A 13,902-nucleotide genomic window follows, 5' to 3' on the forward strand; every position below is an offset into this window, starting at 1 on the left:
GTCTCCCACGGCTGGAGAAATGCGACGGTCGCCACGCCTGTGGCGGCCGTCGAGCCGTTTTGTCTGGGCCTCGGTTGCGGGTGCCGGGCTTGTCGCGCTACCAGTTCTCGCGCTCGGCCTGACCGCGCTTTCGTCGGCAGCATCGTCGATCTGGCCGCATCTTGTCGCCAATGTCATTCCCGATGCGCTGGCGAACACCGCCATGCTTCTTGCCGGCGTCGGCCTGCTCTGCAGCCTCATCGGCGTCGGCACGGCCTGGCTCGTCACCCAATATGAGTTTCCCGGCCGTCGCGCCTTCGAATGGCTGCTCGTGCTGCCATTGGCGATCCCGACCTATCTGACGGCCTATATCTACGTCGAGTTCCTGGGCTTCCAGGGGCCGCTGCAAACGGCCTTGCGTGCGGTGACGGGCTATCGCAGCCTGCGTGACTACTGGTTTCCCGATCCGCGCAATCTGGCGGGCGCGATCTTCGTCATGGGGATCGTGCTCTACCCTTACGTCTATCTCAGCGTCCGGGCGCTGTTCGGCCTGCAGAGCGCGACGATCGTCGAGTCGGCGCGGACGCTCGGAGCTGCGCACGGCACCTTGTTCTGGCGGATTGGCTTGCCCATGGCGCGCCCGGCGCTCGTTGCAGGGTTGACCCTGGCACTGCTCGAAACACTCAACGATATCGGCGCGACCGAATATCTCGGGGTCCGCTCCCTGACCCTGTCGATCTACACGACCTGGCTCAATCGCGGCTCTCTGGCGGGCGCAGCCCAGATCTCCTGCGTGATGCTTCTCCTCGTGGTCGCCCTGATCGCAACCGAGGCGAGACTGCGCGGCGCGCGCCGCTTCACGCTCTCGGTGCGCCAGCCCCGCGCCGTCGGCCGCCGGCTCCTGTCCGGGCGCATTGCGCTCGCAGCCAGCGCCGCCTGCGCCCTGCCCCTGCTGCTTGGCGCGCTTCTGCCGATGGGCTTTCTCCTCCAGGAGGTCCTGACGCGCGGCCTGCTGCATCAGTTCGACATGGCCCTGCTGCGCAATCTCCTGAATGCCCTGCTGCTGTCGGCTGGCGCCGCGCTGATCGTGGTGACGCTTGGCCTTTGCATCGTGGCTGCAGGCCGGCTCGGCCGCGAAACCTGGCTGCCGGCGTTCGCGCGCATCGCCTCGCTTGGCTATGCGCTGCCCGGCACGGTGCTCGCGCTTGGACTGCTCGTCCCGCTTGCCGCCTTCGACAATCTCGTCGCCGACACCGTCTCCGCATTGTTCGGCGTCAGTCCTGGTCTCATCCTGATCGGCTCGGGTGCCGCTCTCGTGATTGCCTATGTCGTACGCTTCCTGTCGATCGCGATCTCCGGCATCCAGAGCGGTCTCGCCCGGATCTCGCCGAGGATCGACGATGCCGCGCGCGCCCTCGGCTCAAGCTCGGGCGAGGTGTTGCGGCAGGTGCATTGGCCGCTCGCTCGCCCTGCCATCGCTGCGGCCGCCTTGCTCGTATTCGTCGACTGTCTGAAGGAGCTGCCCGCGACGCTGCTGCTGCGACCGCTGAACGTCGACACGCTCGCAACCATCGTCTACGGACATGCCTCACGCGGCATGTTCGAAGACGGAGCGCTGGCCGCGTTGCTGATCGTGATCGCCGGCCTCTATCCCGCCATCATTCTGGCACGAGCCGGTGGCACGAAGGGGTGACACCGTAAGGCGTTGCGGCTCTCTTTGCCGATCCACAGCTTGTATGCCGGAAATAGGCTCCTCAACTCGACAAGCCGCCCGGCATCGTCATAAACAATTTTAGCTTGACCTCCGGTTCGATTCCGGTTGCAGCCCGGCCGAAGGCCCATGACACGACGCGTTTCCATTCTCGCCTATTCGCTCGCCATCGGCCTGCTGCTTGGCCTGCAATCCTGGGGCGTTGCCGTTGGGCTGGTCGAGCGACATGTCGTTGCCCGCATCGAGGATCGCACCGGCCTCAAGGTGACCAGCCTCGAGCATGCGAGCATCGTCCTTCTGCCTTTGCCGCGGGTCGAGCTCTCGCAAGTCAGCTTCAAGCAACATGACGGCCTGCTCTCCGGCAAGGCGTCGCAGCTCAAGGCCCGCGCCCGCCTGCTGCCGCTTCTGGCAGGGCGCCTCTCCTTCGACCGGATCGATCTGATCTCTCCCCAAATCGATGCCACAGTTTCAGGCAGGGACGATGAGCTCTCGGAATGGCTCGCGCCGCCCCTTGCCTATCTCACCAGCCTCACGAACCAGAGCCGGATCGTGATCATTTCGGGTTCGGTCTTTGCGCGGGCCGAAGGCGCGATCCGCACCATCCTGCGCGATGTCAATCTGATCATCGAGGACCGCGACCCCGAGGAGCCGATCATCGCCTCGGGCTCCGTGACCTGGCGCGGCGTCGCGACCAATCTCAGTGTTGTCTGGCCGGTCGCCGGGGAAAGCGCCAGGCTCTCCTTGTCCGCGACCTCCGAACGGATGAACCTGCGCCTTGACGGCATAAGATCCGGCCTGCGCGAGCCGGTCTTCAATGGGCAATTGAGCCTCTCGACGCCGTCGCTCCCGGAACTGTTCGACTGGTTCGGTGAAACGCCCCGCCTCGCGCCTGCCATCGGACAGCTCAGCATCGCCGCTGAAGCCCAGATCAAGGCCAACGAGATCTCGCTCAGCAACGCAAGCGCCATCTTCGACGGGGACCGCCTCGACGGCGCGATCATGCTCGGCGAAGCCGGCCAACGCTGGTCCCTCTCCGGAACACTCGCCGGCGCGACGCTCGATCTTGGCCGCATGACCAATCGGCTCGGCCTGCCCAAACCCGGCACCGGGCTCGCCAACCCGACGCCGCTCGAATTCGAGGCCTGGACGGCCCATGACATCGACCTGCGCGTCTCGGTGGATGCCGCCCGCCTCGGCGGCGCCCGTCTCAGTGATGTCGCGACCCAGTTGCTCGTCAAGAAGGGCCGCTTCGAGGCCGGGTTGCTTCGCGCGACTGCCTATGGCGGCAGCGTCAAGGGCCGCCTGCTTGCGAGTGCGACCCCGAACACCATCGACGTGAAGCTGCAAGGCAATCTCGACCGGATCAATCTCGGGCAAAGCGCAACCGACCTGCCCGAACTGCCGAGACTGAGCGGGCAAGGCAATCTGCAGTTCGCGCTGGATGGCACGGGCACCACGGCCGAGGCCGTTCTCGCCTCCTTGAACGGAAAGGCGAGCCTCAGTCTGCGTCAAGGCGAGCTTGGCGGCTTTGCTTTCATCGACCTGCTGCGTCGTGCCGAGCGCAATCCTGTGGCGGCCCTGCGGGAATGGCGGCAGGGCAAGACGCCATTCGACAGCGCGAGCGCTACGGCGAATGTCGCCGATGGCATCGCGACAATCACTGATGCCCAGATGACGGGCCCGACCTATCGTCTCACGCTCGCAGGCCAGGCATTCCTGCAGCAAGGCTGGATCGAGATGGCCGGCCAGCTGGCCCAGCAGAGCGGCTCCCTGACGGTGCCCCTCGTCCTGCAGGGCCCGCTCGAAGGTCCATCGCTGGCGCTCAACTCGGARGCCACCTTGCGTCCTGCCGGCAGCACCCTGCCAAATCTCCTGACGCGCTGACGGTCGCCCGGCTTAGTCAGCCACCACCCGCGCAGATTTGAGCCGCGGCCTGCCMCCGCAGCCTCGCAATTGACCTGTCCACGGACCGGGTGTTTCCTCATCGCAGTCAGCGCGGAAACCACGCCATGCGTGCACCAACGGGATCGATCGTCGGGCTCTGTTCCGCCTCAGCCACCATGTTTGCAATGGGGATGGCGTTCCTCGGCTACTGGGGTGTGCATGAGCCGGTGCCATGGCGGCGGCTCGACATCGTCATCGTCACCCTGGCCTTTGCCGGCTTTGCCTCACTGGGCTCGGTCACCTGGATCGCAACCACACCCGTATCAGCAGATAGTGACGAGAAGGTCGTACCCGCCCGGCGGGCCTTCGCCCTGGGCGTGTTTGCGATCTGGCTGTCTGTTCTTGTCGCGGTCCTGGCGGCATGACGTCGAGAATGTTCGACATCATGCCTCGGTTGTTCCACAGCCCAAGCTTCAGGTCATTTCAAACCTGAAACAAGCCGGCTTCAGCCTTCCTGAGCAGGCTCGTCCGCAGGCGCAGGGCCTTCGTCCTCGGCCTCGTCGTCCCCTGCATCACCGATGCATTCGACCGAGACGACCTTCTCACCGGCTGCGGTGTTGAACACCGTGACACCCTGGGTCGAGCGGCCGGCAATGCGGATGCGGTTGTCCGGTCCCTTGTCGACCGGCACGCGGATCACCTGCCCGCCATCGGTCACGAGCATGATCTGGTCCGTATCGACCGCCGGGAAGGAGGCGATCAGCTTGCCGTTGCGCTCGTTCACCACCATGGCGACGATGCCCTTGCCCCCGCGTCCGGTGACCCGGTACTCGAAGGACGAGGTGCGCTTGCCGTAGCCCTTCTCGGACACCGTCAGGATGAACTGCTCCGCAGCACCCATCTCGGCATATTTCTCCTGGCCGAGTTCGATATCGCTGGCGGCCTCCTCGCCCTCGCTCGCCTGGACCGGCTCGGAGGTGTCGTCGCCTTCGCCATTCAGGGCCTTGCGGGCAGCAGCAGCGCGCTTGAGATAGGCGGCGCGCTCATCCGGCGTCGCATCGAGATGATGCAGGATGGCAAGCGAGATCACCTCGTCGCCATCGGCGAGGTTGATGCCGCGCACGCCGGTCGAGTCGCGCCCCTTGAAAACGCGCACTTCGGGCACGGCGAAGCGGATGCACTGGCCGGCCGCCGTGGTCAGCAGCACGTCGTCATGCTCCGAGCAGATCTGGACGTCGACGATGGAGTCTCCCTCGTCGAGCTTCATCGCGATCTTGCCGTTGCGATTGACCTGCACGAAGTCCGAGAGCTTGTTGCGGCGGACATTGCCCGTCCGGGTCGCGAACATCACGTCGAGCCGCTCCCAGCTCTCCTCATCCTCCGGCAACGGCATCACCGTGGTGATGCGCTCATCCTTCTCCAGCGGCAGCATGTTGTTGAGGAACTTGCCGCGTGCATTCGGCGCCGCCAGCGGCAACCGCCAGACCTTCTCCTTGTAGGCCTGGCCGCGCGAGGAGAAGAAGATGATCGGCGTATGGGTGTCGGCAACGAAGAGCCGGGTGACGAAATCCTCGTCCCTGGTCGACATGCCCGAACGGCCCTTGCCGCCACGCTTCTGCGCCCGATAGGTCGAGAGCGGCACGCGCTTGATGTAACCGGCATGGGACACGGTCACCACCATGTCCTCGCGCGCGATCAGGTCCTCGTCGTCGAGATCCGAACCCCAGTCCTGGATCACCGTGCGACGCGGCGTGGCGAAGGCAGCCTTCACCTCGGTGAGCTCGGTCTTGATGATCGACTGGATACGGGCGCGTGAGCGCAGGATCTCGAGATAATCCGCGATCTCGGTTGCGAGCTTGGCGAGTTCTTCGCCGATCTCGTCGCGGCCGAGGGCGGTCAGGCGAGCAAGGCGCAATTCGAGGATCGCCTTGGCCTGCGCATCGGACAGGCGATAGGTGCCGTCCGGGTTGAGCGGATGACGCGGATCGTCGACCAGTGCGATCAGCGGCGCGATATCCTCGGCCGGCCAGTTGCGATCCATCAGCGAGGCGTGCGCAGCCGCCGGGGTCGGCGCGGTGCGGATCAGGCGGATGACCTCGTCGATATTGGCGACGGCGGTGGCAAGGCCGCAGAGCACATGGGCGCGTTCGCGCGCCTTGTTGAGCAGGTAGCGCGTGCGCCGGGAGACGACCTCCTCGCGGAACTCGATAAAGGCCGAGATGAAGTCCTTGAGGTTCAACACCTCCGGCCGACCGCCATTGAGCGCGACCATGTTGGCGCCGAACGAAGTCTGCAACGGCGTATAACGGTAGAGCTGGTTCAGCACGACATCGGCCATGGCGTCGCGCTTGACCTCGATGACGACACGCACGCCCTCGCGGCTGGATTCGTCACGCAGATCGGAAATGCCTTCGATCCGCTTCTCGCGAACCAGATCGGCGATCTTCTCGACCATCGAAGCCTTGTTCACCTGGTAGGGAACCTCGGTGACGATGATCGCCTCGCGCTCCTTGCGCAGCTCCTCGATATGCGTCTTGGACCGCATCACGATCGAGCCACGACCGGTGTGATAGGCGGAGTGGATACCGCTCTTGCCCATGATCGAGGCGCCGGTCGGGAAGTCCGGACCAGGTACGATCTCGATCAGGTCGTCGATCGAGAGCTCGGGATCGTCGATAAGCGCGATACAGGCATCGATCACCTCGCCGAGATTATGCGGCGGAATATTGGTCGCCATGCCGACCGCGATGCCGCCCGCGCCGTTGACGAGCAGGTTCGGATAACGCGCCGGCAGAACCCGCGGCTCATGCTCCTTGCCGTCATAGTTCGGCTGGAAATCGACGGTGTCGAGGTCGAGATCCTCGAGCAGCGGCATCGCCGCCTTGTCGAGCCTGGCCTCGGTATAACGATCGGCCGCCGCGGAATCGCCATCCATCGAGCCGAAATTGCCCTGACCGTCGATCAAGGGCAGGCGCAGCGAGAAATCCTGCGCCATGCGGACCAGCGCGTCATAGACCGCCATGTTGCCGTGCGGATGGTACTTACCCATCGTATCGCCGACGATGCGGGCGCATTTGGTATAGGGCCGGTCCGGCAGGTTCTTGTTCTCGTGCATCGAGAACAGGATGCGCCGGTGCACCGGCTTCAGGCCGTCGCGGACGTCGGGAAGAGCGCGGCTGACGATCACGCTCATGGCGTAATCGAGATAGCTCTTCTTCATCTCGTCAGTGATGGCGATCGGCTTGATGTCGCCGCCGAAATGCGCGTCTTCCGGCTGGCCGCCGCGCGTGCCGTTGTCGTCTTCGCTCAAGGGATGAGGTCCCGTTTTCTACGATTTTTCAAGCTTCTGGCTATCCGATTCCGCCCCGCGAAGCCAGCAAAAGACGAATCTCTCCAGAGAAATTAAAACCGTTCCTTGTCAACGCGTTACGAGTCGTTTTTGACTCACTTTCCGAGCCCTCCCACATTGCCGCCATGTTTGACCGGCGCGAGCGCGTGACGGAGCCGGAAAACCGCTCGGCAAATTTCGCTCCTACGCCTAGTGACGCGGGCTCGGCAGCATGCCTAAGCTCCACGATGTTCCTGGAATATCTCACCTCCGCCCTCGTCACACTGCTGGTCACCCTCGATCCGCCGGGTCTCGCACCGATCTTCCTGTCCCTGACGCGCGGCATGTCGGCCGACGAGCGCAGGCAGGTCGCGGTGCGCGCCTGCATCATCGCCTTCGGCATCATGGCCTTCTTCGGACTTGCGGGCGATATCGTGCTGAAGGCGCTCGGCGTCTCGCTGCCGGCCTTCCGCATCGCAGGCGGGCTGCTGCTGTTCTGGATCTCGTTCGAGATGGTGTTCGAGCGCCGCAACGAGCGCAAGCAGGCGACGGCCGAGACCGCAATCACTCTCGACCACATCCGCAACGTTGCCGCCTTCCCGCTCGCCATCCCCCTGATGGCAGGCCCCGGCTCGCTGACCGCAATGATGCTGCTCGCCGGACGCGCCAATGGCGATCTCGCCATGCTCGGCTCGCTGGCGGTCATCTGCGGGCTGGTGATCGCCTCATGCCTCGTGACCTTCCTCATGGCGACGCCGATTGCGCGCCTCCTTGGTGTCACCGGCAATGTCGTTCTGACCCGTCTGCTCGGCGTGATCCTTGCCGCGCTCGCCGTGCAATTCGTCATCGATGGCGTGCGGGCCGTGGTCGGAGGCGGCTAGGACGTGGCCGCCCCCCTTGAAAGGGGCATCACAGTCATGGCCAGGCTTGCCCGTTCATCGGCGCATGTGCCGCTCATCATCGTTCAAAGGCCCATGCCCTGTGCAGGACCGAGCATGAGACGCCGACGCGCCTCACTTCTCCAGGAAGGCCCGGATCGCCCCTTCGGCCTGCTTCATCGAGATGACGCCGTCGAGATGCCCACGCGAGCCCTGGATGGTGATGTGGGAGATGTCGACGCCGCCCTGCTTCATGCCATCGACCGTGCTGGCGATGGTATCCGCAGTGAAGACCAGATCCTTCGGCTGCGTGATCAGCAGCACCGGCGCCTTGATCTTCGACGCGCCATTGGCGAGCGAGGTTCCGCCAGCGGCAAAAAGCTGGTTGGCCTTCACGAGATAGAGGAAATGGTTCGCGTCTGACAGCTTGGCGCGCGCCTCACCGGCATTGTCGAGAATGCTCTGGACCTGGAACCTGTTTCCGAGCGCTTTGGCGGGGTCCTCACCTTCCTTGGCGGGCCTGCGCCCGAAGGTGCCATTGGTCCAGTCACGGTGGTTCGCCTGCAGCGTCACCACTGCCAGCGCCTTGGCGAGGCCGGCATTGGGCGGGGTGCCACCGTAATAGTCGCCCTTGTTCCAGTTGGGATCGACCAGGATCGGCGCCGCCCAGACATCGAGCCAGGCGATGAGCTGCGCATCGGCTTCGGCCGCGCCGATGACCGGCATCGCCTTGGCGACCATCTCCGGATGGCTTGCTGCCCATTCCCAGGTCTGGAGCGCGCCCATGGATGGGCCGGCGACCAGCGCCAGCTTCCTGATACCCAGGCTCTCGACCAGTGCCTTCTGGACATTGACGAAGTCGCCGACCGTGACGATCGGGAAATCGAGCGCGTAGGGCTTCCCGGTATCGGGATTGAGCGAAGCCGGGCCGGTGGTCGTCGTCTTCGGATCGCCGGTGTTGAGGTTCACCAGCGTATCGGAGGACAGGACGAAGTACTTATTGGTGTCGATCGCCTTGCCGGGACCGACAATCGCATCCCAGTAGCCTGGCGCGGCATCCCTTGCGTCGTACTTGCCGGCGGCATGCGAATTGCCCGAGAAGAAATGGCAGATCAGGATCGCATTCGACTTGTCGGCATTGAGCGTGCCGTAGCTCTCCCAGCCGACCTTGACGTTCTTGAGTGTGCGCCCGCCTTGCGTCGTGAAGCTCGGCAGCTCGAACACCTTCTTCTCGACCATCAGGTCCTGTGCCGCTGCCATTCCCGCCACCACCATGCAAGCAGCGCCAAGGGCGCCTGCGATCCAGTTCTTCATGCCGCTTCCCTTCCCAAGGACAGCCGTCACGCGGCCTTGGGAAGCATCAGAGCGGATTTCGGGCAGAAGCGGAAGCGGGAAGCCGAGCGCTCAGACCGTTTCGAGCAGCCCCTTGATCAGGGCTCGACGCGGTGCGATCGAGGAGATCAGGGCGTATTCCTCGAGCGTATGGGCGCCATTGCCGTCGATGCCGAGACCATCCAGCGTCGGCACGCCGAGCGCCGCCGTGAAATTGCCGTCGGAACCACCACCGGTCATCGGGCAGTCCTGAAGATCGAAGCCGACCTTCGCTGCAACGCCACGCGCTGTCTCGAACAACTGCGCGACCGTGCTCGACTTCTCATAGGGCGGCCGATTCATGCCGCCCGTCACCGTGATCTTCACATCGGGATCGCGGGGCGTGAGCCCAAGAATGCGGTTCTCCATCATCTGACCGTCGGCAAGCGTGGTGACGCGCACATCGACGCTGAACCAGGCATGCTGCGGAATCACGTTCGCCGCCGTGCCGCCGCCGATCAAGGCGACCGACATGGTGATGCCGCGCGCATAGTCCGTCATGCCCTCGATGGCGAGGATCTGATGCGCCGCCTCGCGGATGGCGCTGCGTCCGTCAGCATGGCGTGAGCCTGAATGGGCCGGGCGCCCCTCGAGCCTGACGTCGAAGCGGCCGACACCCTTGCGGGCCGTGACGATGCGGCCACCTTCGCGCGCCGGCTCGGTGACCAGCACCGCCGCCGACTGCCGCCCGATATCCTCGATCACCGAACGGGTGGTCGGCGAGCCGATCTCCTCGTCGGGCGTGAACAGGAAGATCATCGGCCGCTTGGCCGAGCCCGCCTTGGCCACATCCTTGAAGGCTTGCAGGGCGAGCCAGGCACCGCCCTTCATATCATAGACGCCAGGACCATAGAGCCTGTCGCCCTCGATCCGGACAGGCAAATCCTTGGCACTCGTCCCGACCGGGTGGACCGTGTCGAGATGTGACATGACCGAAATGGCCTTCTCGCCATTATCGAGCCCGGCCCTCAGGATCACGCTGTCTCCGAGGCCGTCGCGCCCCGGCAGGCGCTCGACCGCGATCGGCAGGCCTTCGACCTCCTTGGCGACGAGGTCCATCATGCCGTTCACGCCAGGAGCGTGATGGGTGGGGCTTTCCAGCGCGATCCAGACGGACAGGGCTGAGGCGGCGGGATCAGTGTTGCTCATGAGCGCTGCACATACGCCCGTTCCCCCATTGCGCACAAGGATTTCACACGCCGGGGCGGAGATGCCTGCCCCGCATGACAGATCGATCGGAAGGGCCGGGCTGCCCGCCCTCAGCCTTGACAACGGCTGCGCCACGTTAAATAACAACTACGTTATATAACCAATTGGTAATTAAATGACGCCATCCAGCCGGCTCGACACCACCTTCGCCGCCCTGGCCGATCCGACACGGCGGGCGATCCTGGCACGCCTCGCCCTTGGCGAGGCTTCGGTGACCGAGCTGGCCCAGCCCTTCGCTATGAGCCAGCCGGCCATCTCCAAGCATCTCAAGATGCTGGAGCGCGCTGGACTGATTTCGCGCGGACGGGACGCACAACGTCGCCCCTGCCGGCTCGAGCCCCAAGCTCTCGCCGACGCAAATGGCTGGCTCGAAGGCTATCGCCAGTTCTGGGAGACGACCTTCCAGCGCCTCGACCTCCTTCTCGACGAGATGAAGGCCGAGAAAGGCATGAAACCCAAAGGAGAGTGACGATGATGACGACCGCCGATCTGTCCGTCTCGACGCCCAGCGACCGCGAGGTCCTGATGACCCGCCTCTTCAACGCACCGCGCGAGCTGGTCTTCGAGGCCATGAACCGACCTGAGCTGCTGAAGAGGTGGTTGAGCGGCCCTCCAGGCTGGTCACTGCAGCATTGCGAGGTCGATTTTCGGGTCGGCGGCAGCTTCCGCCACGTCTGGCACGGACCGGACGGCACCGTGATGGGAATGGGCGGGATCTACCGCGAGATCGCGCGCCCTGAGCGTATCGTCCGAACCGAACTGTTCGACCAGGACTGGACCGGGGGCGAGGCCATCGCGACGCTGGTTCTGACGGAGCAGGCGGGCAAGACCGAACTCGCGCTGACCGTACTCTATTCCTCGCGCGAGGCCCGCGACGGCGCGCTGAGGAGCGGCATGAAGGAAGGCGTCGCCGCAAGCTACGGGAAGCTCGACACCCTGTTCGCTGAAAGGCGGCAGGCCGCCTGAGCCATTCCACCTGAGCCGTTTCACCGATCAGTTCCGGAAGCCCTGCACTCGCAGCATTCGGGCGACCGCCCCGCGCTCAGCAAGCAAGAGGAGGAGACGACCATGCAGAAGATCACCCCGTTCCTGTGGTTCGATGGCCAGGCTGAGGAGGCGGCAAAATTCTACACCTCCATCTTCAAGAATTCGAAGCTCGGCGGCGTCTCGCCTATGGCCGCATCCTTCGAGCTCGAAGGCCTGCAATTCACGGCACTCAATGGCGGCCCACGCTTCAAGTTCACGGAAGCGATCTCGCTCTATGTGAACTGCGAAACCCAGGACGAGGTCGATTACTACTGGGACAGGCTCGGAGACGGTGGACAGATCCAGCAATGCGGCTGGCTGAAGGACAGGTTCGGCATCTCCTGGCAGGTCATCCCGTCAGTGCTGCCCAAGCTGTTGAGCAGTCCCGAACAGGAGAAGGCCGGCCGGGCCATGCAGGCGATGATGCAGATGCAGAAGATCGACATCGCCGCGCTTCAGAGGGCCTATGACGGCTAAAGCATCGGCCCGAAAAGTAGATTGCGGTTTTCGGGAAAGCCGATGCAAACACAGAAGCTTAGAACATCGGACCGGATATGATATCCGGTCCGATGTTCTAAGCGGCGCGCAGTCACGGCTAGGCCCGGCGCGCGCGTCAGACGCGCCTGACGTTCTAGAAGGTCGGGAAGCTCCGCGCTCAAGTCCGTTCCTCAGCTTGCGCGACAGCGCAGCTTCAGCCCACTCGTTATTGCGGGTGCCCGATAGACGGTCCTTCGCGCCTGGACGGCGGTCGGGTCTGACTGCTCGAGCGCGAATAAATGCAATCTCGCACCGAGATTCGCGATCTAAGTCATCGAATGCCGCTTGCCGCTCTTGGCAATGATGGAGGGAGAGCCGCCCCGTCCTTCGGATACCAACAAAAAGGCCGCTCCGAACGGTCGGGAGCGACCTTCTGATCCTGAGGAGATTGCGATCCGCAAAGCGGTTCGCCCTCGCTTGCCCTAGAACGGGATATCGTCGTCCAGGTGGGTGCTCGACGAACGCCCGCCGCCGCCGCTGGACATAGCCGGCTGGCGCGAGCCGCCACCGCTGCCCATCGGGCTCGAACGCCCGAAGGAACCGCCGCCGCCCGAACGGTCCTCGACCGAACCGCCGCCCTCGCCATACTCGTCCGATCCGCCCTGCCCGCGGCTGTCGAGAATGGTGAGTTCGCCGCGGAAGCGCTGCAGCACGATTTCGGTCGTGTACTTCTCGACGCCGGACTGATCCTGCCACTTGCGCGTCTGGAGCTGGCCCTCGATGTAAACCTTCGAGCCCTTCTTCAGATACTGCTCCGCGACCTTGGCGAGATTCTCGTTGAAGATCACCACCGAGTGCCACTCGGTCTTTTCCTTGCGCTCACCGGACTGCTTGTCGCGCCAGGTCTCGGACGTGGCGATGCGCAGATTGACGACCGGCTCGCCGCTGCCGAGCCGGCGCACCTCGGGGTCGCGCCCGAGATTACCGACCAGAATGACCTTGTTGACGCTACCAGCCATGAGAGGCTCCATTTCCTGCGCACATCTGCAAATCCGATCGACGACCGGAGCCGGACCCTAGCGCCCGCAGACGTCACTATCAACAATGTTCTTGCTTTGTTCAAGCTCGTTTTGCAGAGTTGTCCCCTGTCTTCATCAGGATTCGCGAGGCAGCCGCCGGAGGTCGGACGAGCCTCGGCGGACGGCGGCACCGATCGCCAAACCGGACGCCCTACTCCTGACGCGAATTGTCAGGAGAAAGACAGCAGCCTATCCCGCTGCATGATATTCATGCCTGCCAGACCGCCGTGAGGCTGGCATGGCCGGGCATTTGCCCTATCTCTACGCCTTACCCGAACGGACGCCCCGATGGCCCGCAAGACCTCTTTGGCTGAACAAGCCGCCACGCTTGAGGACATGTTCGACCGCAACCGCGCGGCCGATCCGAATGCACGCGTGATTTCCGTGCGCGGCGCGCGCGAGCACAATCTCAAGAATGTCGACCTGGCGATTCCGCGCGACAAGCTCGTGGTCTTCACCGGCCTTTCAGGCTCGGGCAAATCCTCGCTCGCCTTCGACACGATCTACGCCGAGGGCCAGCGCCGCTATGTCGAGTCCCTCTCGGCCTATGCCCGCCAGTTCCTCGAGATGATGCAGAAGCCCGATGTCGACCAGATCGACGGGCTCTCGCCGGCCATCTCGATCGAGCAGAAGACGACCTCGAAGAACCCGCGCTCGACAGTCGGCACCGTCACCGAGATCCACGACTACATGCGCCTGCTCTGGGCACGTGCCGGCATCCCCTACTCGCCGGCGACGGGCCTGCCGATCGAGAGCCAGACGGTCAGCCAGATGGTCGACCGGMTGCTGGAGTTGCCGGAGAAGACGCGCGGCTATCTGCTGGCGCCCGTGGTGCGCGGTCGCAAGGGCGAATACCGCAAGGAACTGGCCGACTGGCTGAAGCGCGGCTTCCAGCGCGTCAAGATCGACGGCCAGTTCTACGAGATCCCGGACGCTCCCGCCCTCGACAAGAAGTTCAAG

11 protein-coding genes and 1 pseudogene are annotated in these 13,902 nt (G+C 64.3%); 8 read left to right on the forward strand and 4 right to left on the reverse strand.

The features are described 5' to 3' along the window. Window positions 1-19: 19 nt before the first annotated feature. The 3 genes from AC1DRP_RS09205 (at window position 20) to AC1DRP_RS09215 (ending at window position 3,999) form a co-directional block, all read left to right on the forward strand. Window positions 20-1,672 (forward strand): ABC transporter permease, encoded by a 1,653-nt coding sequence (locus AC1DRP_RS09205; RefSeq protein WP_476768350.1) that lies wholly within the window; start codon window positions 20-22, stop codon window positions 1,670-1,672. Window positions 1,673-1,819: 147 nt separating this feature from the next. Continuing rightward, window positions 1,820-3,574: an AsmA family protein gene (locus tag AC1DRP_RS09210; protein ID WP_476768351.1), complete on the forward strand. Its 1,755-nt coding sequence runs from the start codon at window positions 1,820-1,822 to the stop codon at window positions 3,572-3,574. Window positions 3,575-3,699: 125 nt separating this feature from the next. Further along, the gene (locus tag AC1DRP_RS09215) at window positions 3,700-3,999 is read left to right on the forward strand and encodes a hypothetical protein (protein WP_441505953.1); all 300 of its coding nucleotides are present in this window, start codon (window positions 3,700-3,702) and stop codon (window positions 3,997-3,999) included. An 80-nt stretch (window positions 4,000-4,079) separates the two neighbouring features. Here AC1DRP_RS09215 and gyrA read toward each other — a convergent pair whose 3' ends face one another. Then, window positions 4,080-6,794 carry a DNA gyrase subunit A gene (gene gyrA / locus AC1DRP_RS09220; RefSeq protein WP_441506012.1) on the reverse strand — a complete coding sequence of 905 codons (2,715 nt, stop codon included), beginning with the start codon at window positions 6,792-6,794 and terminating at the stop codon, window positions 4,080-4,082. A 356-nt stretch (window positions 6,795-7,150) separates the two neighbouring features. Here gyrA and AC1DRP_RS09225 point away from each other — a divergent pair, with 356 nt between their 5' ends. Then, entirely contained in the window at window positions 7,151-7,783 is a 633-nt protein-coding gene (locus AC1DRP_RS09225) for a MarC family protein (protein WP_441505954.1), read from the forward strand. 132 nt (window positions 7,784-7,915) lie between these two features. On the opposite strand, the gene AC1DRP_RS09230 is transcribed toward AC1DRP_RS09225, so the two are convergent. Together AC1DRP_RS09230 and AC1DRP_RS09235 are read right to left on the reverse strand one after the other, a co-directional pair. Further along, on the reverse strand, window positions 7,916-9,094 hold the full coding sequence (locus AC1DRP_RS09230; RefSeq protein WP_441505955.1) for an E22 family MetX-like putative esterase: 1,179 nt from the start codon (window positions 9,092-9,094) through the stop codon (window positions 7,916-7,918). A 90-nt stretch (window positions 9,095-9,184) separates the two neighbouring features. After that, complete coding sequence (locus tag AC1DRP_RS09235; protein ID WP_476768352.1) at window positions 9,185-10,300, reverse strand: M20 family metallopeptidase; 1,116 nt, start codon at window positions 10,298-10,300, stop codon at window positions 9,185-9,187. A 175-nt stretch (window positions 10,301-10,475) separates the two neighbouring features. Here AC1DRP_RS09235 and AC1DRP_RS09240 point away from each other — a divergent pair, with 175 nt between their 5' ends. The 3 genes from AC1DRP_RS09240 to AC1DRP_RS09250 all read left to right on the forward strand — a co-directional run bounded on the left by AC1DRP_RS09240 (window position 10,476) and on the right by AC1DRP_RS09250 (window position 11,863). Continuing rightward, window positions 10,476-10,829, forward strand: a complete 354-nt coding sequence (locus tag AC1DRP_RS09240; RefSeq protein ID WP_441505957.1) for an ArsR/SmtB family transcription factor — start codon at window positions 10,476-10,478, stop codon at window positions 10,827-10,829. A 2-nt stretch (window positions 10,830-10,831) separates the two neighbouring features. Continuing rightward, entirely contained in the window at window positions 10,832-11,326 is a 495-nt protein-coding gene (locus tag AC1DRP_RS09245) for an SRPBCC family protein (RefSeq protein ID WP_441505958.1), read from the forward strand. A 102-nt stretch (window positions 11,327-11,428) separates the two neighbouring features. After that, entirely contained in the window at window positions 11,429-11,863 is a 435-nt protein-coding gene (locus AC1DRP_RS09250) for a VOC family protein (protein ID WP_441505959.1), read from the forward strand. A gap of 482 nt (window positions 11,864-12,345) precedes the next feature. Here the strand turns inward: AC1DRP_RS09250 and AC1DRP_RS09255 are convergent, their stop codons facing one another. Continuing rightward, window positions 12,346-12,882 carry a single-stranded DNA-binding protein gene (locus AC1DRP_RS09255; protein ID WP_441505960.1) on the reverse strand — a complete coding sequence of 179 codons (537 nt, stop codon included), beginning with the start codon at window positions 12,880-12,882 and terminating at the stop codon, window positions 12,346-12,348. Between the two features lie 396 nt (window positions 12,883-13,278). On the opposite strand from AC1DRP_RS09255, the pseudogene AC1DRP_RS09260 reads away from it, so the two are divergent. Continuing rightward, window positions 13,279-13,902, forward strand: a pseudogene (locus AC1DRP_RS09260) (excinuclease ABC subunit UvrA); the annotation flags it as partial.

The sequence above is a fragment of the Allobosea sp. 01N443 genome, from assembly GCF_056399325.1.